Origin of the sequence: Marinobacter bohaiensis (assembly GCF_003258515.1) — a bacterium.
Classification (GTDB): Bacteria; Pseudomonadota; Gammaproteobacteria; order Pseudomonadales; family Oleiphilaceae; genus Marinobacter_A; species Marinobacter_A bohaiensis.
The window spans coordinates 1,637,278-1,658,542 of the sequence record NZ_QGEH01000001.1 but is presented as its reverse complement, the minus strand read 5'-3'; the positions used below and the strand labels follow the sequence as shown (position 1 = coordinate 1,658,542).

Genomic DNA, 21,265 nt, shown 5'->3' with positions numbered 1-21,265 from the left:
ATTGCCCGGACTATGACGACTTCTTTCATCGACTCAGCGCGCCGGGCGATCGCCATCGAGCGAGAGGCGATCGACGCGCTGTCCGAGCGCATTGATCCGACATTTGAACACGCCTGCAAGCTGGTCATGCAATGCCATGGCCGGGTCGTGGTCACCGGCATGGGCAAGTCCGGGCACATCGGCAAGAAGATCGCCGCCACCCTGGCCAGTACCGGCACGCCCTCCTTCTTCGTTCACCCCGGCGAGGCCAGCCACGGCGACCTGGGGATGATCACCGGTGACGACGTGGTCCTGGCCATCTCCAACTCCGGCAAGACCGCCGAGGTGCTGACCATCCTGCCACTCATCAAGCGGATGGGCGCACCGTTGATCAGCATGACCGGCGACCCGGAATCCGTACTCGCCAAGGAGGCAGCGGCCAACCTGGACGTCAGCGTCCCCCGCGAAGCCTGCCCCCTGGGACTGGCCCCGACCAGCAGCACCACCGCCACCCTGGTCATGGGGGACGCCCTCGCCGTGGCCTTGCTGGAAGTCCGCGGCTTCAGCGCCGAAGACTTCGCCTTCTCGCACCCGGGCGGCAGCCTGGGTCGCCGCCTGCTGTTGCGGGTGGCGGACATCATGCATACCGGTGACCGGGTGCCCCGCGTCAAACCCGATACCCTGCTCAGCGGCGCCCTGCTGGAAATGTCGCAGAAAGGCCTGGGCATGACGACGGTAATCGACGACTCGGGCACCATGATCGGCGTGTTCACCGACGGCGACCTGCGCCGTGCCCTGGACCGCAACGTGGACATTCACGGCACGCCGATCCGCGACGTGATGACCGTCGGCGGCAAACGCATCCGTGACGACCAGCTGGCCGCGGAAGCACTTAACGTCATGGACGAGGTCAAGATCACCGCCCTGCCGGTGGTGGATCGCCACGGCAGCCTGATCGGCGCCATCAACATGCATGACCTGTTACGCGCAGGCGTCCTGTGACACCCCCATCCCGACACGATTGCGCCGACCGAGGAAGGCCCATGGAAAGACCGCTGCCCGACGACCTGATGACCAAAGCCGCCCGAATTCGCCTGCTGGCGCTCGACGTTGACGGCGTGCTGACCGACGGCCGACTCTACTTCACCGCCCAGGGCGACGAGCTCAAGGCTTTCTGCACGCTCGATGGCCACGGCATCAAGCAACTGCGGCGCGCCGGCATCGACGTCGCGATCATCACCGGGCGTAACTCCCCGCTGACCGCCCGCCGCGCCCGCGACCTGGGCGTTGAACATCTGCAACAGGGGCGCGAGGACAAGGAAGCAGCGCTGAAGGAGCTACTTGAGGAACTCGCCATCTCCGCCAGCGAGGCCGCCTATATTGGCGATGATCTGCCCGACCTGGGCGCCATCATGCACGCCGGCCTGGGCATTGCCGTCCCCAACGGCCACTGGTATGTCCGCGAGCAGGCCGATTACTGCACTGAAACCGGTGGCGGCGAAGGCGCCGTGCGTGAAATCTGCGACCTGATCCTGCAGGCCCAGAACAAACTGGCGGAAATGCACCAGACCTACCACGCCGACGGACACTGATCATGCTCAGCCGCCTTAACCAGATCCGCCTGCGCTACGTCGCCATCGCCGTACTGGCCGCCGTGCTGATCGATCTGCTCTGGCAAAGCGACGAAAAATCCCCGGACAACACCGCCGAGCAGCTGCGCGGACCGGACGAGCCCGACAGTTTCGTGGTGAACGGCGCTTACCAGGCCTACGACGAGGAAGGCAATGTCAGCGTCACCATCACCAGCCCGCGCATCGAACAGTTCGACGAGCAGAATCGAGCCCACATGCAGGAGCCGCGCGCCACGCTGATCGATGCCAAGTCAGGCATCCCCTGGAAGGTGTCAGCCGAGGAAGGCAACTACCTCCTGGAGCGCGACGTCATCGACCTGACCGGCAACGTGGTCATCAGCCGGATCCTGGAATCCGGCAAGCAAGGCAAGCTGGAAACCCCCCATCTTACGCTGGATAACGATAAACGCATTGTGCACACTGACGCCCCGGTGATCCTGACCGACGCCCGGGGCGTGACCCGCGCCACGGGCATGAAAGCCTGGATCGACAAACGGATCGTCAAACTGCAATCACAGGTGGAAGGACAGTATGAGTTGCCATCAGCGCAGTAACCGCGCGCCCCTGCGCCGCCTTCTGGGCGCCGCGCTCCTGGCGCTGGCCGCAAACGCCCAGGCTTTTGACCTGAATTCGGACAGCCCGATCAAGGTATCGGCGGACAATGCCCGACTCGACGACGCCAAGGGTACAGCGGTCTACACCGGCGATGTGGTCGTGCGCCAGGACGCCACCGAGCTGACCGCGGACCGCGTCGTCCTCTACCGCAGCCAGGGCGCGCTGAACCGCATCGAAGCCTACGGCAAGCCGGCGCACTACATACAGCCGCAACAGGGCGAAACACCGAAAACCGACGCCGAAGCACTGACCATCATTTACGCTGCCGGCGAGAACCGGCTGACCTTTGAGGAAAAAGCCGTCATCCGCCAGAACGGCAACGTGTTCAAGGGCGAGCGCATCGACTACGACACGGCCAGGCGCGTGGTCACCGCCGGCGGTGGCAGCAAATCCGATGGCGGCGACGGGCGCGTGGAAATGGTTATCCAGCCACGCCAGGGCAGCGGAACCTCGGAGGCCGGTAACTGATGGCCATACTGCGTGCGAGCAATCTGGCGAAGAGCTACAAGCAGATTAAAGTGGTCAAAGACGTCTCACTGGAAATCCGCAGCGGGGAAATCGTCGGCCTGCTGGGCCCCAACGGCGCCGGCAAGACCACCTGTTTCTACATGATCGTGGGCCTGGTCAAGGCGGACAACGGCCGGGTCAGCATCGATGAGAAGGACATCACACCCCTGCCCATGCACGGCCGGGCCCGTTCCGGCATCGGCTATCTGCCCCAGGAAGCTTCGGTGTTTCGCAAGCTCAGTGTGCGCGACAACATCATGGCGATCCTGGAAACGCGCAAGAGCCTGTCTCGGGCGGAGCGTGACGAGAGGCTGGAAAACCTGCTGGAAGAATTCCACATCACGCATATCCGGGACAGCCTGGGCATGGCCCTGTCGGGTGGGGAGCGCCGGCGCGTGGAGATTGCCCGGGCGCTGGCGATGGAGCCGGCCTTCATCCTGCTGGACGAGCCCTTTGCCGGTGTCGACCCGATCTCGGTCAGCGACATCAAGCAGATCATCCGCCATCTGCGCGACAAGGGCATCGGTGTGCTGATCACCGACCATAACGTGCGCGAAACCCTGGATATCTGCGAAAACGCCTACATCGTCAGCGGCGGCCATATTATCGCATCCGGACAGTCTGAGGAGATCCTGGCCAACCAGCAGGTCAAGGAAGTCTACCTGGGCAACGAATTCCACATGTGAGCCCGTCAATCGGGTATGGGTATCGCAGTGGGCGCCAAAACGCTAAACTCGAAACAGGGTCGGCTAACCTCTCGAGGCATATCCGCCGACCAAGACATTGTCATCGGGACACCCATAGCAGTAAACTTCGGCAAAGAATTTGCTTGGCAAGCCGGACCGACCTCTGACACGAGCGTTTTCAAGGTCCGGAGACATCCGGACAGGTCTTGCCCAGGCGCAATAACTCAGTCGATGGCCACAGGGTGACGGGACTAAATCAATGGTAATGAAAGCTTCGCTTCAGCTGAAGCTGGGTCAACAGCTCACCATGACACCCCAGTTGCAACAGGCAATCCGCCTGCTGCAACTTTCCACGCTGGACTTACAACAGGAAATCCAGCAAGCGCTCGAATCCAACCCCATGCTGGAAACCTCGGAAGAGGAAGACGGCGCCGCTGATAATGAGAGCGACGGTGAGGACGCGTCCGCTGACGGCAACAGCGAGGACAGCAACGACACCACGCAGGACGACGATAGCTGGGACGAGCCGGCCGAACCCGACTGGAACACCGATACCAACCAGGAAATCCCCGATGACCTGCCGGTCGACACCGCCTGGGACGACATCTACCAGTCCGCCCCGGCACCGGCGGCGCGCAGCGAAGAAGACGACGACACCGACTTCGAATCACGCAACTCCCCCACCGAGACCCTGCAGGACCACCTGCTCTGGCAGCTCAACCTCACCCCCATGGGCGAGCGCGACCGCGCCATTGCTCACGCCCTGCTCGACTCGGTGGACCCGCGCGGCTACCTGATCTCGACACTGGAAGACATCCACGCCGGGCTGGTCGACGACAGCGAGGAAGATCCGCTGGAACTGGACGAAGTTGAGGCCGTGCTGCGCCGCCTGCAGCATTTCGACCCGCCGGGCGTGTTCGCACGGGACCTTCAGGAGTGCCTCCTGATCCAGCTCAACCAGCTGCCACCGGATACCCCCTGGCTGCCCCAGGCACGGCTGGTGATCAGCCACTACATCAACCTGCTGGGTAATCGCGATTACGCCCAGTTGCTGCGCCGCAGTCGCCTCAGCGAAGAGCAGCTGAAGTGCGTACTGGCCCTGATCCAGACGCTCAACCCGCGGCCGGGCGACTCCCTCGACCAGGCCGAGCCGGATTACGTGGTGCCGGATGTGGTGGTGTCCAAGCAGAAGGGCCGCTGGCGCGTCGAACTCAATCCCGAAATTGCCCCGCGCATCCGGGTCAATGCCGGCTACGCGGCGCTGATCCGCCGGGCCGACAACAGTGCCGACAACACCTACCTGCGCGATCAGTTGCAGGAGGCCAAATGGTTCATCAAGAGTCTGCAGAGTCGCAACGAGACCCTGCTGAAAGTTGCCACCCGGATCGTTGAACATCAGCAGGGATTTCTGGATCATGGCGAGGAAGCCATGAAGCCGTTGATCCTCTCGGACATTGCCCAGGCAGTGAGCATGCATGAATCGACCATTTCCCGGGTCACCACCCAGAAATACATGCATACGCCGCGCGGTATCTTCGAGCTGAAGTACTTTTTCTCCAGTCATGTGAGCACGAACGAGGGCGGTGAATGTTCCTCCACGGCAATTCGTGCCATGATCAAGAAACTGGTCGCCGCCGAAACCCCGAAGAAACCCCTCAGCGACAGCAAGATTGCAGCGCTGCTCGGGGACCAGGGCATCAAGGTGGCACGACGGACGGTCGCCAAGTATCGCGAGGCGATGCACATCCCGCCGTCCAACGAACGCAAGAGACTGGTCTGAGACGCAAGCGCCCAGGGCCAGCCAGAGTCGGTTTTCAAACGTCGCTGAGTGCGACGGGCTCAACGTCGGGAGCTTCTCTGCTCCCGGCCATATCGACAACAGGAGAAGCCTATGCAACTCAATATGTCAGGTCACCATGTCGAATTGACTCCCGCTCTGAAAGACTATGTCTCCGGCAAGTTTGAAAAACTCGAACGCCATTTCGACCACATCAGCAACTGTCAGGTGACCCTGTCCGTGGAGAAGCTGCGCCAGACGGCCGAAGCCACACTCCACGTCATTGGTGGTGAAATCCACGCAAAGGCTGAAAACGAAGATATGTACGCGGCCATTGACGGCCTGCTCGACAAACTTGATCGGCAGATCCTCAAGCACAAGGAAAAGACCGTTGATCGAATGCACGGTGCTGCCGGCCGCTAGCCGTTCCATCCAAGGGAAAGCATTCCATCCATGACGGAATCACCATTAACCATCCAGTCCATCCTGGTTCCCGAGCTCACCCTCTGTGGTGTGCCGGGAACCAGCAAGAAACGCATCCTTGAGTTGATCGCCGAGCACGTAGCCAAGCGCTACCCCGAGCTCGACGAGACCCAGACCTTCAATAACCTGGTGTCCCGGGAACGGCTGGGCAGCACCGGTATCGGTCAGGGCATTGCCATCCCCCACTGCCGTCTGGACGGCTGCAATCATGTGGTGGGTGCCCTGCTGACCCTGGAGGAAGGGGTTGCGTTCGACGCCATCGACAACCAGCCGGTGGATCTGCTGTTCGTGCTGATCGTCCCCAAGGAGGCGACCAGCGAGCACCTGGAACTGCTGAGCCAGCTGGCCGAGAAGTTCAACGAGCGCAGCTTCTGCGAACGCCTGCGTCAATGCCGGGACGCCGACGAGCTGTTCCGCGTCATGACGCAACCCGAGTAACCATTCGCCGATTCGACGAAGGCATTGCATGAAACTGATCATCGTCAGCGGTCGTTCCGGATCCGGCAAGAGTACGGCACTGCACGTGCTCGAGGACCTGGGCTTCTACTGTATCGACAACCTCCCCATCGGCCTGCTGTTCCCGTTGACCGAGGAAGCCAGCAATGCCTCGCCGGACAAGCTCCGCAATATTGCCGTGAGCATCGATGCCCGCAACCTGGCCGATGAGATTGCCAACTTCGACGAGATCCACGAGCGCCTCAAGGGCGCCAGCCTGAACGTCGAAATCATCTTCCTCGACGCCACCGACCAGGCCCTGCTGCAGCGTTTCCACGCCACACGCCGCAAGCACCCGCTGAGCAATGTCCGCACGTCGCTACGCGAGGCGATCAACCACGAGAAGGACTTGCTCGACCCCCTGGCGCAGTTGGCCGACCTGTACATCGATACCACCGAGCTGTCGATGTATGAGCTGCGCGACATGGTGCGTCAGCGCGTAGTGGGGCGACGCGACCAGGAACTGGCCCTGCTGTTCCAGTCGTTTGGCTTCAAGCACGGCGTACCCGTGGATTCCGACTACGTGTTCGACGTGCGCTGCCTGCCCAACCCCTACTGGGACGCCAGTCTGCGCGACTTCACCGGTGTCGATCCTCAGGTCCAGGCTTTCCTGGAGGGGCAGCCGGAAACCCGGGACATGCTGGACGATCTCAAGGAACTTCTGGAGAAGTGGTTACCGACTTTCCGGTCAAGCAACCGCAGCTACATGACCATTTCCATCGGCTGCACCGGCGGTCAGCATCGCTCGGTCTACATCTGCGACCAACTGGGGCGTTATTTCCGCGAGCAATACGGCAACGTGCAGATCCGCCACACGGAGATGCCGCACCTGCACACGGCGGCCAGTGACGACACGCCATGATCCGGGAGCCCATCACCATCATCAACAAGCTCGGTCTGCATGCCCGGGCCGCAGCCAAGCTGGTCAGCACCGCGTCGGAGTACGACAGCCAGGTGCTGATCGCCAAGGACGGCCGGGAGGTGGACGGTAAGAGCATCATGTCGGTGATGATGCTCGCGGCCAGCCGCGGCACCGATATCGAGCTGGTTCTCGACGGGCCCGACGAACAGGCAGCGCGCGACGCCCTGGTCGAGCTGATCAACGATTACTTTGGCGAAGGCGAGTAGATCCGACGCCGACACGCGCACTCGCCCAACCGCCCCACGGACGCGGGATTTACCTACACCAAGTTCTCACGTCTGCAACGTAAGTCCGCTATACTTAGGAACTTCTGAATAAGTCCTGGGGCGTCTCGGCGAGACCTTCCAGGACTTATCCAGAAGATCCTTATGGCAGCACCCGAGGCGATACGGACAGCCCGCCCAGGCCCCAAATGGCCCGAGACTGTTCGCGCATGGCCTCGGCCCGGATTCATGGGACCTTCATGACAGACGCAGTCGAAAACAGCCAGGCCAGGCAACGTCTCCGTACGCTCGGCGAAGCCCTCGACAGTGGCGCCCTGCAACAGGTGGCGCGCATCCTCAATGGTGGCCTCAGCCCCAGCGATATTGCCCACCTGCTGGAATCCTCCCCGCCGCGCCAACGGGCACTGCTCTGGAATCTGGTGGACAAGAACCTCGAAGGGGAAGTCCTCCAGTACCTCAATGACGATATCCGAAGCTACTTCCTGAGCAAGCTCAACGCCCAGGAACTGGCCACCATCATCGAAGACTTCGAATCGGACGACCTGGCGGACCTGCTCCAGCAGCTTCCGGATACGGTCATCCAGGAAGTTCTCGACACGATGGACGAACAGGATCGCCAGCGGGTTGAGGAAGTCCTCGCTTACCCGGAGGACACGGCCGGCGGCCTGATGAACACGGACACCATCACGGTGCGTCCGGATCTCAGCATCGACGTGGTGCTCCGCTACCTGCGCCGCCACCGTGCCCTGCCGCCGATGACCGACAGCCTGATCGTGGTCAACCGCCGCGACGAGTACATCGGTGTGATGCCCATCACCAAGATGCTGGTATCCAGCCCAAGCGCCACCGTCCGCGAGGTGATGGACACCGACATCGAACCCATTCCGGTGACCCTGTCCGATACCCAGGTGGCCACCCGTTTCGAACGTTACGACCTGATTTCGGCCCCCGTGGTCAGTGAAGACGGCAAGCTGCTGGGCCGGATCACCATCGATGACGTGGTCGACGTTATCCGCGAGGACGCCGACCATTCGCTGATGAGCATGGCCGGCCTGGACGAGGACGAAGACACCTTCGCGCCGGTGATAAAGACCACCAAGCGCCGCGCCGTCTGGCTGGGCATCAACCTGATCACCGCCTTCATCGCTTCGGCGGTCATCGGCCTGTTTGAGGGCACCATCTCCAAAGTGGTGGCGCTGGCGGTATTGATGCCCATCGTTGCCAGCATGGGCGGCATCGCCGGCAGCCAGACCCTGACACTCGTCATCCGTGGCATGGCGGTGGGGCAGATCAGCGGAGCCAACGTGCGCTGGCTGCTGAACCGGGAGTTCCTTGCCGGTGTCCTCAACGGCATCCTCTGGGCGCTGGTGGTCTCGGTGGCCGCCACCGTGTGGTTTGCCGACCCGATGATCGGCGTTATCATTGCCTCGGCCCTGATCATTAACCTGATCGCCGCCGCCCTGGTGGGCACGTTGCTGCCGCTGTTCCTGAAAGCGCGCAACATCGACCCGGCGCTGGCCGGCGGCGTGATCCTGACGACGGTGACGGACGTGGTGGGGTTTCTTTCCTTCCTGGGGCTGGCCACCCTGATTTACGCCTGAGCGAACCGCATCGCCCGGGCCAAGAACCGATGGACACAGCATGACGACAGAGCACGATCATTACGACCCGGACGAGGTCGAGTTCAAGAGTAAATCCGAACTGAAGCGGGAAATGCACGCGCTGCAGGCCATCGGTAAGCAGCTACTGGCACTCACCCCGGAACAGGCCGAGGCACTGCCCATCAGCGACACGCTGCGAGCCGCCATTGAGGAATCTCGCCGCATCCGCCAGAACGAGGCCAAGCGCCGCCATCTTCAGTACGTCGGCAAGGTAATGCGCAACGAGGAGCACCTGGATGAGGTGGTGCGCGCGCTGGAGGCCCAGAATGCCGGCAGCGACGAGCATACCCGGCGCCAGCACCTGGCTGAGCGCTGGCGCGACCGCATGATTCAGGAAGGCGATAGCGTCGTCGGCGAGTTCTTTGACTACTGCCCCGCCTCCGACATGCAGCATTTGCGCAACCTGGCACGCAATGCCCGGCGGGATGTCGCCAAGGAGAAGAATACCGGCCAGTCGAAGAAGCTGTTCCGCTATCTGCGCGAATGCATCGACGATCAGGAAAACCCGGGCGGCGCGTAGACGTTTGGTCGCCTCACACCGCCCCGGCTAGAGTGACAGAAACGGTTATTACAGTCGGCGATGCGACCAGACCGGCATCCGGTCGCGAGTGACCGTCAGCCTTTGCGAATCCAGGTTGGCGGTCGCCAGTGTCATGCCCTCACTGACTTCCACCACCATCGCTCCCCAGGGATCGACCACCATGGAATGGCCGTAGGTACGACGCTTCTCATCGTGCTGTCCGCCCTGCCCCGCGGCGACCATCCACACCTGGTTCTCGATGGCCCGGGCCCGCAGCAGCGGGTGCCAGTGGGCCGCCCCGGTCTGGTAGGTGAAAGCGCTGGGCAGGCTCACCCAGTCGGCCCCCTTGGCCCGCAGCTGGCGGAACAGTTCCGGAAAGCGCAGGTCGTAGCAGATCGCGAGCCCCAGCTTGCCAAGCGGCGTGTCGACCACCACGACCTCGTCGCCGGGCTCGAAGGTATCCGACTCGCGGTAGCGGCCCTGGGCGTCTTCCACCTGAGCATCGAACAGGTGGATCTTGTCGTAACGCGCCACCTCGTCCCCATCCGGATTGACCACCACACACGCCGCACGAACGCGCGCGTCCAGGGGAGTTCCATCCGGGCGGGCGGCGATGGGCATGGAGCCGCCGATAATCCAGAGCCCCAGACGCCGGGCTTCGGTCGCCAGGAACTGACGGATAGGCCCCGACGGTTCACGTTCCTTGAGACCCTGTTCCAGCATCTGACGGGTCTTGAGTACGGCAAAGTTCTCGGGCAGCACCGCCGCGGTCGCCCCCTTCCGGGCCGCCGCCTCCAGCAGATCCCGGGCATCCGACAGGTTCTTCTCCAGGTCGTGACCACTGACCATCTGCAATACAGCAACCGTTTGAGTCATCGCTCAACCTCCTGACGCGACCCGCCATCCGCTGGTCGGGTCCTGTCCATTTTGCCTGGGTTTCTTCGGGTAATCGGGTGTCTTCCAGGGAGACTCTGAATAAACAGCGAAAGCGGGGCCGGCGTCAAGCGCGAACGTCGAATACACACGGCATCTGCTGCTGGGGTCGCCGGTGTCTCAGTCGCCGGTATCAAATACGTTGCGCAGATCCACCTGAGGATCGTTCCAGGGGCCCTGCACACTGTAGGTCGCACTGGTCAGACGACTCAGGGGCTCACCCAGCACTTTGTCGAGCACAAAGAGGGCACCGCCCACCGGCGCCGCCGCGCCCATCAACAACGCGGCCAGGGGCAGGTTCTGGGTCAGTGGCAATACCACGACCAGGCGCATATCCAGGGTTTCGCGAATCATGTCGGTGGTCCCGGTGATCTTGAACGCGCCCGATGGCCCCACCACCTGGAGTTCGGGATCCAGGGTCAGGGTGCCGTCCCTGAGGTTGGCGGTCCCGGAGATCGCATCGAAGGCGACACCGGCCTCGTAGAGATCCGAGAAATCCAGGCGCAGACGACGCAGCAGGGTATCCGAGTTGAGCACGCCGAAGATCCGGAAGATCTGGGCCATGTTGTTACGTTCGAGAATGACGCCATCATCGAGCCGGAATGCGAGGCTGCCCCGGACCGACTTCAACGACGCCCGGTCCGGACCGCCCGGCCACTGCAGGTCGATGTCCACGCGCGTCTTGTTGTTCTTGAGCGGCACTTCCCCCTCGATCCAGTCGCTGAGGTCCGCCAGGTTCTCACCCTCCAGCACGCCATTGACGTGCGTGGTCTCCGGCGAATCCGCCGACCCCGCGCTCCAGATGAGGTTGCCATCCAGGGCCAGAGAGCCCACCTGCCCATGCAGGTCTTCCAGTTGCAGCGCCTGGGCCGCGGGGCGCACCCTGAACGACCAACCGCCGTAATCGCGGTCGTTGAGGACCACCGAATCAATATTCACATCCACGTCCGGCCAGTCGGCAACGCCCCTTTCCCGGAACCCCGACGCGGCCTCCTCCCGATCCTGATCGGCATCCGTGTTGTTCTCCCGGGCGAGACTCAACTGGTCCAGGTCCACGCTGATTGGCCTGCTGTCGGCCGGCAGACGAACCTGCCCGGTCACATCCGGCCCACCCAGCCAGATCAACCAGTCATCCTGATCGGCCCGAGCGGTCACGATGACGTCCTCGAAGCCTTGTCCCGCGGCCTCCACCCGCCCCGCAGTCAACGCTATCCGCTGCAGCCAGGCGGGCGCGGAACCGACGCCGGCATCCCCAACCCGCTGTGAGAGTGCGTGGCGGTCCCAGGCTGACGACCACTCGGCCACATTGACCCGCGGCAGGTGGCCGATGATCTCCAGTCCCGGCTCACCGGACAGCGATGTCGAGTCGGTACCAAGCTCCAGGCGCCCCCGCTGAAGCTGCCCTTCCTGCCAGCGCAGGCGATAGGCCACCCGATCTTCCCAGTGTCCCGAAACCTGGTATCCGCCTTCCTGTCCCCAACTGACGATCACTGACAGAGGCGCCGGCTGACCCATGGCCTTGCCCAGCGGTTCGGGCCAGTCGATGGAGAGGTTGGAGAGCGACGACTCGATACCGAGCATCGAGGCGCCGTCGGCACCCAGTCCGAGCGTTGCCAGGTAACTGGCACGACCTTCCACGCCGGGCAGCGTCTCCATGCCAACGCGTTCGGCCAGGTCGTTCACATCAAATCGACCACGCTGACGAACCTGCAGCGGCGCGTCGCCACCGTCCTGCACCAGCGACAACTCCACCGGCCGCCCCAGGAAGCGCGCATTCAGCGCATCGCCGGAAAAACCGCTGCCGCTGCGATAGCGGAGGGCTCCGTTGATCTGCTCCCAGGCCAGGTCCAGGCTGTCGTAGGTAACGCGACCATCGGCCACCTTGAGGGCTAGGTCCAGATCGGCGTCGGTGCTGTCATCGTCATCCAGGGCGAGCCCCAGCCCCAGCCCCAGGTCCAGATGGTAGTCTCCCGCGACGCTGACGCCGCTGACCGCGTCTCCGGCCAAACCGCCCAGGGGGGAATTCTCCAACCAGTACGGCACCCGTTCGCCGCTGAAGGCGGCGGCTGTCTGCACCGACAGCCGGGCGGGACTCGCGTCCCCGTCCACCTGCACGCGACTGGGCTCCAGTTGCAGGCCGCCGGTGACACCGGCATCCAGCGTGATGTCGGCCTGGGCACCCTGCACCTCAACCCGACCGCTGGCGCCGGTGACCTCCGGCCACTGGTCATCGTAGCGGATGCGTGCATCACGGAACCGGTACGCCATGGACGTCGTGAAACTGCCCGGCGGTGACCCCGGGTTCACCTGCCCGTGGCCGTAGAAAACGCCCTGCTCGATGTCCGCTTCCTCAACCGCGCCGGTCAACCACTGGTAGAATTCCGGGTCCACTTCATGGACCGGCACAAAGTCGGCAATCATCTGCGCGGTCATGTTCCGGCTTTCCACGCGCATGGACAGGGTATCGGCGCCCGGGTCGTTCAGTTCCAGCTCAAAGGCGCCTTCAATGCGGGTATCTCCCTGGTACTGCATCTCGATGTGGTCCGACCAGACCCATTTGCGACCGCCATCGATCCGCCAGTTCACCCGGGTCTTGAAACGGTCCAGCGTCCAGGGCGCACGAAACAGCTGCGGGAAGCCCACTTCCGCATCCGCGCTATCCACCAGCACATGACCTTCATCCGGCGTCATCTCCAGCTGGCCGTCCAGCCCCTTGGCGCCGGGTGCTCCGTCGTAGGCGCTGATCGAGACATCGTCGAGATTTGCGCGGAGGCGGAAGGATCTGAGGGTGTCGGCCGTCAGGGTCGCGTTATCCAGCGTTCCGGCGGGTTGGTAGTTGGCCAGAGCCCGGGTGATCCGCGCGTCCAGGGGGGCAATGGCCTGGGCCATGTCCGAGAGTATGCCGAGCGGGATGCGGTTGGCCCGGGCCTTCCACTGATCGCCGCGAACCAGGTCCAGATCGATACCGGACGCGCGCTCGCCGGCCCAGGACCAGCCCATGTCGCGGACCGCCAGCGCCCAGCCCGCATCGTCGGTACGGCGCCAACCCACGTGGGCACTCAGGTCCTCGATAGGCGCCCGGCTTTCGCCTTCGGACTTGAACCGCAGGTGCGGGATAGCGACCCGGGCGTTGACGGAGATGATCTGCCCTCCCCGGAAATGCAGCCAGCCCTGGCCGCCCGCCTCGAAACTCTCGATGGCTCGCTGCTCCCACTGGTAACGCCGGATCAACGCGTCGAACAGGCGCCCGGAATCCACATCGACAAACAGCGTGCCGTCGAAATCCCCACGGAAGAAATGCTTGCCCTCAAGATAGAAGCTCGCCAGTTGGGTGTTGGCATCGGGCTGCATGGCGCGACCGGAGGCGGCGAAAACACCCTGCTCGTAACTCAGGTCCACCTGTGGGATAAAAAAGGTGCGGCGCTCCTCTCCGGGTACGGCCAGCCCCAGGCGCACCTGATTCAGCTGCACGTAGGGGTCCGACAAGACCTCACCGAGCCGCTCGATCCAGACCTGCAAGTCCAGTGCGCCGGCGTCGGGCTGAGCGTCTTCGGCCGCCGCCAGGGAAACCCCTTCCAGACGCACCGATCCGTCGCTGGTCTGCTCCAGCGTCAGGTCGAGGCCGCTGGCCACCAGGTCGCTGAACACCAGACGCTGACGGGCCAGGGACGTTAACGAGTCGAGACGGATATTGACCTGATCGACCCGGGCCACCACGGAGGCGCCGTCCCCGGGGGCCAGGACGCTGAGCCCGGACACCGTCAATTCCGGATCCAGCCCCTCCCAGCGCCCGACCAGGTGATTGATGCGCACCGATTGCCCCAGGCGCGCGGAAAGCTCCGACTCAACCGTCTGACGATAGCTCTCGATGGAGCCCATCAGCTGGCGCCCGGCCACCACGTAGAGCGCAGCCAGGATCAGGATCAGCAGCACCAGCCCCCAAACCACGGTGGCCAGGCGCGACAACCAGCGCAACAGGGTGTGTTTCATTGCCTTTTCGGTATGACCCGGAACGTCCATGCACCTACCGCCATACTAGCCGTGAACAGGCCGGCCGGGTGCCCGGCGGGGTGTTGTTCCGGGCAAGGAAGATGGGAGTGCCACCCCGGCGCCGTCAGAGGAGAACCACATCGTATTGCTCCTGGCTGTACAGGGGCTCCACCTGGAAGCGGATGCTCTTGCCGATGAAGGTTTCCAGATCGGCGACATTGTCGGATTCCTCATCCAGCAAGCGGTCGACGACGGATTGCGATGCCATCACGAGGTAACTCTCGGACTCGTAGGCACGGTTGACCCGCATGATTTCCCGCAGGATCTCGTAGCATACGGTCTCGCTGGTCTTGAGGAAGCCGCGTCCGTCACAGATCGGACAGGGCTCGCACAGCACCTGCCCCAGGCTCTCAGTGGTCCGTTTGCGGGTCATCTCCACCAGGCCCAGTTCGGATACGCCGGTGATCTTGGTCTTGGCGTGATCCCGCTCCAGCATCTTCTCCAGCATGCGGTGCACCTGGCGTTGATGCTCGGAATCCTCCATGTCGATGAAATCGATGATGATGATGCCACCCAGGTTGCGCAGGCGCAGTTGCCGGCTGATGGCCCGCGCCGCCTCCAGGTTGGTCTTGAAGATGGTTTCCTCGAGGTTACGGTGGCCCACGAACGCGCCGGTGTTGATGTCGATGGTCGTCATCGCCTCGGTCTGATCGATGATGACGTAGCCACCAGACTTGAGCTGTACCTTGCGGCTCAGCGCTTTCTGGATCTCGTCCTCGACGCTGTACAGGTCAAAGATCGGGCGCTCTCCCGGGTAATACTCCACCTTGTCGGAAAACTCAGACACGAACTCTTCGACGAATTCGATTACTCGCTGGTAGCTCTCCCGCGAATCGATCCGGATTTTCTCGGTCTGCGGCCGGATCAGGTCGCGGATGGTGCGGATAAACAGCGGGAGATCCTGGTAGACCACCGCCGGCGCCTTGCCGGTGGCATTGCGCTCGATCACCGACTGGTAGAGCCGGTGCAGGTAACGCATGTCCCCCAGCAAATCCTCTGGTGACGCGCCTTCGGCGGCTGTGCGGATGATGTAGCCGCCGCTGCTGGCGCCCAGCTCTTCGGCGCTCTGCTCGACCAGCGCCTTGAGCCGGTTGCGTTCGGTCTCATCCTCGATGCGCTGGGAGATCCCGATGTGCTGGACCTCCGGCATGAACACCAGATAGCGGGACGGAATGGACAGCTGGGTGGTCAGGCGGGCGCCCTTGGTGCCAATCGGATCCTTGGTGACCTGGACCACGAGCGACTGGCCCTCGCGCAGGAGCGAGCGGATATCGGGCACGGTCTTCGGTGTGTCGGCCTCGGTGTCGTTGTTGTTACCCACCACCATGACGTCGGAAGCGTGAATGAACGCCGCGCGCTCCAGACCGATATCCACAAACGCCGCTTCCATACCGGGCAGCACCCGTACCACCTTACCCTTGTAGATGTTGCCGACGATGCCCTTGCGGCTGGTCCGCTCGACGTAGGTTTCCTGCAACATGCCATTCTCCACGAGCGCCACACGGGTCTCGACGGGGGTCACGTTGATCAGGATTTCCTCACTCATACCGACTTCTCCATAGTGGACGACCAGCACTGCCACACGGGCTGCCCCGCTTCCTCGAACAGCTCGGCGGTTTCCTGCAAAGGCAGGCCCACCACCGCACTGTAACTGCCCCAGAGCCCATCGACGAAGATCCCGCCCTTGCCCTGGATACCGTAGCCGCCCGCCTTGTCCCGGGGCTCTCCGGTCTGCCAGTAGGCCGCGATCTCAGCCTCATCGAGGGACCGGAAGCGCACTTCGGTAACCACCAGGCGCGCATAGCACCCGAAATCACCGGCCAGCGCCACCGCCGTCATCACCTTGTGGGTGCGACCGGACAACAGGCGCAGCATGTCAGCCGCGTCCCGCTCATTGACGGGCTTGCCCATAATACGGTCATCGCAGACCACCGTGGTGTCGGAGCCCAGCACCAGCGCTGAAGGATCCCCGAGCCGGGCCAGTCCCGCCTCGGCTTTCTCGCGAGCCAGACGCTCCACGTAGATCTCGGGGCGCTCATCAGGGCGCGGGGACTCATCGATATCAACCGGTTGCACGGTAAATGAGAGTCCCATCTGTTCAAGCAGTTCCCGGCGACGCGGGGAGGCGGAGGCCAATACAACAGACCGCATGATGTTCCAGGTCTCCTCGGATCAGGCCAGTTTCAGGTTCAAACGGTCGAGAATAGCGCACACGACCGGCCAGACAACAGCACTGGTGAGGGCGGGCAGCAAATAGGTGAAGCCCGGGTTGTCCGCGCCCAGCAACTGGTTGGCAAAATGCACGCACATCTGGTTAATGCCCAGCAGCAGGAACACCATCAGGCACTGCTGGGGCAGCGGGAACATCCGCAGCCGCTGGTGCGTGGTCAACACCAGGAAGGCGACCAGCGCCATTGAGAAGGCATTGATGCCCAGCGTGCTCGATTCCAGCACGTCCAGCAGCAGCCCCAGGACCCAGGCCACCAACACGCCAAAACGGTTGGGCGCGCGGAAGGTCCAATAGAAGACGATCAGCCCCACCCACTCGGGGCGCAGGATCAGCCAGTCCGCCGGGAACAGCGAGATGGACAACACCAGAGCCACCAGGGCGCTGACGGCAAACACCGGATAACTGATAACCGACAGAATCATGGTGCCTCTCCTTCGGCGGCTTCTTCGGCGGCCGTCTCTTCGGCGACAGGATCCGCCGGCGGACAGTCGATGTCGCTGGCGCCGTCTTCGCACGCCTGCAACTGCCGGCGGTTAGTGGGCTGGAACACCACCAGTACCTGGTCACTCTGGTTAAGCTGCGCCGCCGGCTCCGCCTGGATGCTGGCGAAGGGCTCGCCGGGCTCACTGTGGATCCGGATGACGGTGGCCACCGGATAACCTTTGGGGAAACGGCCGCCGAGGCCGGAACTGACCAGCTCATCGCCTTCGCGGATGTCGGCGGTATCCGGCACGTGCACCAAATCCAGGGTATTGGCGCTGCCTGTACCCAGGAGGATGGCACGCACACCGCTGCGAAGCACTTCCACCGGCACCGCGTGGCTGCTGTCGGACACCAGCAGCACCCGCGAGGTAAACCGGCTGGTCTGGATCACCTGCCCCATCAGGCCGTTGGCATCGAGAATCGCCTGACCTTCGGTGACGCCGTCGCGCTGGCCTTTGTTGATGATCACTTCGTGGGAAAACGGATCCGGGGACACGCCGATGACATCCGCCACCACCACGCTCTCGTCCAACTGGGCCGACACGTCGTTGAGACGGCGCAGCTCGATGTTGTCCGCCGCCAGGGAGGCATACTTGATCGAACGACGCTCAAGAATCAGCAGGCGCGCCTTCAGGGATTCGTTTTCCTCAAGCAGCTCATCGCGGCTGGTGAAGACGTCTTCACTCCACTCGCTCAGGCTCTCCGGAACATGGCCGAGCCAGATGACGGGCGTCAGGGCCGATCCCAGCCAGCTGCGTACCTCGTCCACCCGTTCGAAACGGGAATCGAGAACCACCAGCACCAGAGACAGCACCACCACGAGAAACAGCCGGATTCCCGGGATGGGACCTCTTGCAAACAGTGTCTTGATAGCTCAGTTCTCCCCCATAAAACGACAACCGCCGCTGCGACAAGTCGTCAGCGGCGGCCATAAATGCGGCGCGTCCGAGCGCGCCGTCTGGTTCTGTACTGACAGGCCGATCAGCCTTCGTGCGAGAACATGCCAATGCCGCCGCGGTCAATCACCTCCAGCGCCTTGCCACCACCGCGGGCCACACAGGTGAGCGGGTCCTCGGCGACAATCACCGGCAGGCCGGTCTCCTCGCTGATCAGCTTGTCCAGGCCTCGCAACAGGGCGCCACCGCCGGTCAGCACGATGCCTCGCTCGGCGATATCAGACGCCAGCTCGGGGGGCGACTGCTCAAGGGCGCTCTTGACGGTCTGGACGATCTGGGCCAGGGATTCCTGCAGCGCCTCGAGGATCTCTTCGCTGTTCAGGGTGAAGGCCCGGGGCACGCCCTCGGCCAGGTTACGGCCGCGCACGTCGATTTCGCGGATCTCGATGCCTTCATAGGCACAGCCGATTTCGTGCTTGATGCGCTCGGCGGTGGAATCGCCGATCAGGCTGCCATAGTTGCGACGCACGTAGGTCACAATGGCCTCATCGAACTTGTCGCCACCAACGCGCACCGACTCGGCGTAGACAATCCCGTTCAGGGAAATAATGGCGATCTCGGTGGTGCCACCACCGATATCGACGATCATGGAACCACTGGCTTCTTCCACCGGCAGACCGGCACCGATCGCCGCTGCCATTGGCTCCTCGATCAGGAACACTTCGCGCGCGCCCGCACCCATGGCTGATTCGCGGATGGCCTTGCGCTCGACCTGCGTCGATTTGCTCGGCACACACACCAGAACACGCGGGCTCGGTGAAATAAAGCTGTTCTCGTGCACCTTGTGGATGAAGTGCTGCAGCATTTTCTCGGTCACAACGAAATCGGCAATCACACCGTCTTTCATCGGACGGATCGCGGTAATATTGCCCGGCGTACGACCGAGCATACGCTTGGCCTCTCCCCCAACGGCGGCGACCATTTTCTGGGCATTATTGGTGCGAATCGCTACAACAGACGGCTCATTCAGCACGATGCCGCGGTCACGAACATAAATAAGGGTATTGGCCGTTCCCAGGTCGATGGACAAGTCACTGGAAAAAAGACCACGAATTTTCTTGATGAGCATTAGCGTATTTTCAACCTGAGGAGTGCAGTCGCAAAAATGAATGCGGCAACTTTAGCAGTGGGCCCGAGGTCAGGCAAGGCTAATACGGGCCAGGAACGGCGCCATGTCTGGACCAGACGCCGACGGCGTTGACGCGCGACCGACTGTGACTGCCAGACCGCTTTTCCGTTCCCCAAAACCTCCCGATGACAGCGCAATCTGTTACCATACTGCGCCATCAAGTACATGGTAAGTGGAGAGTTCACGTGGCCATATCCCGCGATGAGATCGAAAAAGTCGCCCTGCTGGCGCGCATTCGTCTGGAAGACGGTCAGGCAGCGTCCCTGGAACGGGACGTCAGCAACATCCTGAACCTGGTGGATCAGCTCCAGGCCGCCGACACGTCATCGGTGGAGCCGCTGGCGCACCCGCTGGACGCCACTCAGCGCCTGCGGGCCGACGAAGTGACCGAACAGAACCAGCGCGAGGCCTTCCAGGCTATCGCCCCGGCCACCGAGGATGGTTTGTACCTGGTCCCCCGCGTCATCGAGTGATACGACGCACCGCCCTCGCCTACTGACGAACTGCACTGTTACGGACACGCATTATGCACGACAAGACTGTAGCTGAACTGGCCCGCGACCTGGAGCAGGGCACCGTTTCCAGCGTCGAACTGACCCAGCACTTCCTCGACCGCATCCGCACCGAAGACAAGTCGACCAACAGCTTTATTACGGTGACCGGGGAAGAGGCCCTGCGCGACGCCCGCGCCGCGGACGAGCGACGCGCCCAGGGTAACGCCACACCCTGGACCGGCATTCCCTTCGCCCACAAGGACATCTTCTGCACCAACGGCGTGCGCACCACCTGTGGCTCGCGCATGCTGGAGAACTTCGTTCCGCCCTACGACGCCACCGTCAGCGCCCGTTTCCGCGACGCCGGCGCGGTATGCCTGGGTAAAACCAACATGGACGAGTTCGCCATGGGCTCCTCCACCGAGAGCAGCTATTTCGGTGCAACCGTCAACCCCTGGGGCGATCAGCTCGTACCCGGCGGGTCGTCCGGCGGCTCCGCCGCAGCGGTTGCCGCGCGGCTGGTGCCGGCGGCGACCGGTACGGACACCGGCGGCTCCATCCGCCAGCCGGCCGCCATGTGCGGCATCACCGGTCTCAAGCCAACCTACGGCCGGGTGTCGCGCTACGGCATGATCGCCTTTGCCTCCAGCCTCGACCAGGGCGGTACCATGGCGCGCACGGCCGAGGACAACGCCCTGATGCTCAACGTCATGGCCGGTTTCGATCCAAAAGACTCTACCAGCGTCGACCACAAGGTGCCGGATTACACCACCACCCTGAATGAGCCCCTCAAAGGGCTGAAAGTCGGCCTGCCCAAGGAATACTTCACCAACCAGCTGGACGGCCGTATGGCCGAGCAGGTCCGCGCGGCCATCACCGAGTACGAGAAGCTGGGCGCCACGGTGCAGGAGATCTCCCTGCCCAACACACACCTGGCCATCGCCGCCTACTACATCATCGCGCCGGCCGAGGCCTCCGCGAACCTGTCACGCTTTGACGGCGTGCGCTACGGCCACCGCTGCGAGAACCCGCAGGATTTGATGGACCTGTACACCCGCACCCGCGCCGAAGGCTTTGGCGAAGAGGTCAAGCGCCGCATCCTGGTGGGCACCTACGCACTCTCCGCCGGCTACTTCGACGCTTACTACCTCAAGGCCCAGAAAGTCCGCCGACTGATCCAGCAGGACTTCGTCGAGGCGTTCAAGTCCGTGGACATCATCATGGGCCCGGCCGCACCGACCCCGGCGTTCGGCCTGGGCTCCAAGACCGACGATCCGGTCAAAATGTACCTGGAAGACATCTACACCATCGCCATCAACCTGGCGGGGGTTCCGGCCATGTCCGTGCCGGCGGGTCAGATCGACGGGCTGCCGGTAGGCCTGCAGTTGATTGGCAACTACTTCGATGAGGCGCGCCTGCTCAACGCCGCCCACCAGTTCCAGCAAGCCACAGACTGGCACACACTGACGCCCGCGGGCTGAACCAGAAGG

At 63.1% G+C, this 21,265-nt stretch carries 21 protein-coding genes; 14 read left to right on the top strand and 7 right to left on the bottom strand.

What is annotated here, in order from left to right; genetic code table 11:
- From DKK67_RS07410 to yjgA, 12 genes are all read left to right on the top strand, one after another.
- Positions 1-981, top strand: coding sequence for a KpsF/GutQ family sugar-phosphate isomerase (locus DKK67_RS07410; protein ID WP_407657832.1), 981 nt, complete (start codon positions 1-3; stop codon positions 979-981).
- 41 nt (positions 982-1,022) lie between these two features.
- Positions 1,023-1,571 (top strand): 3-deoxy-manno-octulosonate-8-phosphatase KdsC, encoded by a 549-nt coding sequence (gene kdsC / locus DKK67_RS07405; RefSeq protein WP_111495744.1) that lies wholly within the window; start codon positions 1,023-1,025, stop codon positions 1,569-1,571.
- A gap of 2 nt (positions 1,572-1,573) precedes the next feature.
- Positions 1,574-2,164 (top strand): LPS export ABC transporter periplasmic protein LptC, encoded by a 591-nt coding sequence (lptC, locus tag DKK67_RS07400; protein ID WP_111495743.1) that lies wholly within the window; start codon positions 1,574-1,576, stop codon positions 2,162-2,164.
- On the top strand, positions 2,142-2,693 hold the full coding sequence (lptA, locus tag DKK67_RS07395; protein WP_111495742.1) for a lipopolysaccharide transport periplasmic protein LptA: 552 nt from the start codon (positions 2,142-2,144) through the stop codon (positions 2,691-2,693). Before lptC ends, lptA begins: the two co-directional genes overlap by 23 nt.
- Positions 2,693-3,418, top strand: a complete 726-nt coding sequence (gene lptB, locus DKK67_RS07390; RefSeq protein WP_111495741.1) for an LPS export ABC transporter ATP-binding protein — start codon at positions 2,693-2,695, stop codon at positions 3,416-3,418. The genes lptA and lptB overlap by 1 nt, the downstream gene beginning before the upstream one ends.
- A 265-nt stretch (positions 3,419-3,683) precedes the next feature.
- Complete coding sequence (locus tag DKK67_RS07385; RefSeq protein ID WP_111496806.1) at positions 3,684-5,198, top strand: RNA polymerase factor sigma-54; 1,515 nt, start codon at positions 3,684-3,686, stop codon at positions 5,196-5,198.
- Between the two features lie 111 nt (positions 5,199-5,309).
- Positions 5,310-5,618, top strand: a complete 309-nt coding sequence (gene hpf / locus DKK67_RS07380; RefSeq protein ID WP_111495740.1) for a ribosome hibernation promoting factor — start codon at positions 5,310-5,312, stop codon at positions 5,616-5,618.
- Between the two features lie 30 nt (positions 5,619-5,648).
- Positions 5,649-6,116, top strand: coding sequence for a PTS IIA-like nitrogen regulatory protein PtsN (ptsN, locus tag DKK67_RS07375; RefSeq protein WP_111495739.1), 468 nt, complete (start codon positions 5,649-5,651; stop codon positions 6,114-6,116).
- 28 nt (positions 6,117-6,144) lie between these two features.
- Positions 6,145-7,035, top strand: coding sequence for an RNase adapter RapZ (gene rapZ, locus DKK67_RS07370; RefSeq protein ID WP_111495738.1), 891 nt, complete (start codon positions 6,145-6,147; stop codon positions 7,033-7,035).
- On the top strand, positions 7,032-7,301 hold the full coding sequence (locus tag DKK67_RS07365) for an HPr family phosphocarrier protein (RefSeq protein WP_111495737.1): 270 nt from the start codon (positions 7,032-7,034) through the stop codon (positions 7,299-7,301). The genes rapZ and DKK67_RS07365 overlap by 4 nt, the downstream gene beginning before the upstream one ends.
- A gap of 257 nt (positions 7,302-7,558) precedes the next feature.
- A complete protein-coding gene (gene mgtE, locus DKK67_RS07360; RefSeq protein ID WP_111495736.1) occupies positions 7,559-8,920 on the top strand; it encodes a magnesium transporter in 1,362 nt (453 codons plus the stop codon).
- A gap of 40 nt (positions 8,921-8,960) precedes the next feature.
- Positions 8,961-9,500 (top strand): ribosome biogenesis factor YjgA, encoded by a 540-nt coding sequence (gene yjgA / locus DKK67_RS07355; protein WP_111495735.1) that lies wholly within the window; start codon positions 8,961-8,963, stop codon positions 9,498-9,500.
- 48 nt (positions 9,501-9,548) lie between these two features.
- Here yjgA and DKK67_RS07350 read toward each other — a convergent pair whose 3' ends face one another.
- From DKK67_RS07350 to DKK67_RS07320, 7 genes are all read right to left on the bottom strand, one after another.
- Positions 9,549-10,376, bottom strand: coding sequence for a carbon-nitrogen hydrolase family protein (locus tag DKK67_RS07350; protein ID WP_111495734.1), 828 nt, complete (start codon positions 10,374-10,376; stop codon positions 9,549-9,551).
- A gap of 177 nt (positions 10,377-10,553) precedes the next feature.
- A complete protein-coding gene (locus DKK67_RS07345) occupies positions 10,554-14,423 on the bottom strand; it encodes a YhdP family protein (protein ID WP_162628776.1) in 3,870 nt (1,289 codons plus the stop codon).
- A 124-nt stretch (positions 14,424-14,547) separates the two neighbouring features.
- Positions 14,548-16,029 carry a ribonuclease G gene (gene rng, locus DKK67_RS07340; RefSeq protein WP_111495732.1) on the bottom strand — a complete coding sequence of 494 codons (1,482 nt, stop codon included), beginning with the start codon at positions 16,027-16,029 and terminating at the stop codon, positions 14,548-14,550.
- On the bottom strand, positions 16,026-16,634 hold the full coding sequence (locus DKK67_RS07335; protein ID WP_111495731.1) for a Maf family protein: 609 nt from the start codon (positions 16,632-16,634) through the stop codon (positions 16,026-16,028). Before DKK67_RS07335 ends, rng begins: the two co-directional genes overlap by 4 nt.
- Before the next feature lie 21 nt (positions 16,635-16,655).
- Positions 16,656-17,132, bottom strand: coding sequence for a rod shape-determining protein MreD (gene mreD / locus DKK67_RS07330; RefSeq protein WP_111496805.1), 477 nt, complete (start codon positions 17,130-17,132; stop codon positions 16,656-16,658).
- Entirely contained in the window at positions 17,132-18,067 is a 936-nt protein-coding gene (mreC, locus tag DKK67_RS07325; protein ID WP_407657831.1) for a rod shape-determining protein MreC, read from the bottom strand. Before mreC ends, mreD begins: the two co-directional genes overlap by 1 nt.
- A 110-nt stretch (positions 18,068-18,177) precedes the next feature.
- Complete coding sequence (locus DKK67_RS07320; protein WP_111495729.1) at positions 18,178-19,221, bottom strand: rod shape-determining protein; 1,044 nt, start codon at positions 19,219-19,221, stop codon at positions 18,178-18,180.
- Between the two features lie 245 nt (positions 19,222-19,466).
- On the opposite strand from DKK67_RS07320, the gene gatC reads away from it, so the two are divergent.
- Together gatC and gatA are read left to right on the top strand one after the other, a co-directional pair.
- The gene (gene gatC / locus DKK67_RS07315; protein WP_111495728.1) at positions 19,467-19,754 is read left to right on the top strand and encodes an Asp-tRNA(Asn)/Glu-tRNA(Gln) amidotransferase subunit GatC; all 288 of its coding nucleotides are present in this window, start codon (positions 19,467-19,469) and stop codon (positions 19,752-19,754) included.
- Between the two features lie 53 nt (positions 19,755-19,807).
- On the top strand, positions 19,808-21,256 hold the full coding sequence (gene gatA, locus DKK67_RS07310; protein ID WP_111495727.1) for an Asp-tRNA(Asn)/Glu-tRNA(Gln) amidotransferase subunit GatA: 1,449 nt from the start codon (positions 19,808-19,810) through the stop codon (positions 21,254-21,256).
- The last annotated feature ends 9 nt before the right edge of the window (positions 21,257-21,265 follow it).

Coding starts and splice junctions, on each gene's coding strand:
- kdsC (WP_111495744.1), top strand. CDS start 1,023: ATGGAAAGACCGCTGCCCGACGACCTGATGACCAAAGCCGCCCGAATT.
- lptC (WP_111495743.1), top strand. CDS start 1,574: ATGCTCAGCCGCCTTAACCAGATCCGCCTGCGCTACGTCGCCATCGCC.
- lptA (WP_111495742.1), top strand. CDS start 2,142: ATGAGTTGCCATCAGCGCAGTAACCGCGCGCCCCTGCGCCGCCTTCTG.
- lptB (WP_111495741.1), top strand. CDS start 2,693: ATGGCCATACTGCGTGCGAGCAATCTGGCGAAGAGCTACAAGCAGATT.
- DKK67_RS07385 (WP_111496806.1), top strand. CDS start 3,684: ATGAAAGCTTCGCTTCAGCTGAAGCTGGGTCAACAGCTCACCATGACA.
- hpf (WP_111495740.1), top strand. CDS start 5,310: ATGCAACTCAATATGTCAGGTCACCATGTCGAATTGACTCCCGCTCTG.
- ptsN (WP_111495739.1), top strand. CDS start 5,649: ATGACGGAATCACCATTAACCATCCAGTCCATCCTGGTTCCCGAGCTC.
- rapZ (WP_111495738.1), top strand. CDS start 6,145: ATGAAACTGATCATCGTCAGCGGTCGTTCCGGATCCGGCAAGAGTACG.
- DKK67_RS07365 (WP_111495737.1), top strand. CDS start 7,032: ATGATCCGGGAGCCCATCACCATCATCAACAAGCTCGGTCTGCATGCC.
- mgtE (WP_111495736.1), top strand. CDS start 7,559: ATGACAGACGCAGTCGAAAACAGCCAGGCCAGGCAACGTCTCCGTACG.
- yjgA (WP_111495735.1), top strand. CDS start 8,961: ATGACGACAGAGCACGATCATTACGACCCGGACGAGGTCGAGTTCAAG.
- DKK67_RS07350 (WP_111495734.1), bottom strand. CDS start 10,376: ATGACTCAAACGGTTGCTGTATTGCAGATGGTCAGTGGTCACGACCTG.
- DKK67_RS07345 (WP_162628776.1), bottom strand. CDS start 14,423: ATGAAACACACCCTGTTGCGCTGGTTGTCGCGCCTGGCCACCGTGGTT.
- rng (WP_111495732.1), bottom strand. CDS start 16,029: ATGAGTGAGGAAATCCTGATCAACGTGACCCCCGTCGAGACCCGTGTG.
- DKK67_RS07335 (WP_111495731.1), bottom strand. CDS start 16,634: ATGCGGTCTGTTGTATTGGCCTCCGCCTCCCCGCGTCGCCGGGAACTG.
- DKK67_RS07320 (WP_111495729.1), bottom strand. CDS start 19,221: ATGCTCATCAAGAAAATTCGTGGTCTTTTTTCCAGTGACTTGTCCATC.
- gatA (WP_111495727.1), top strand. CDS start 19,808: ATGCACGACAAGACTGTAGCTGAACTGGCCCGCGACCTGGAGCAGGGC.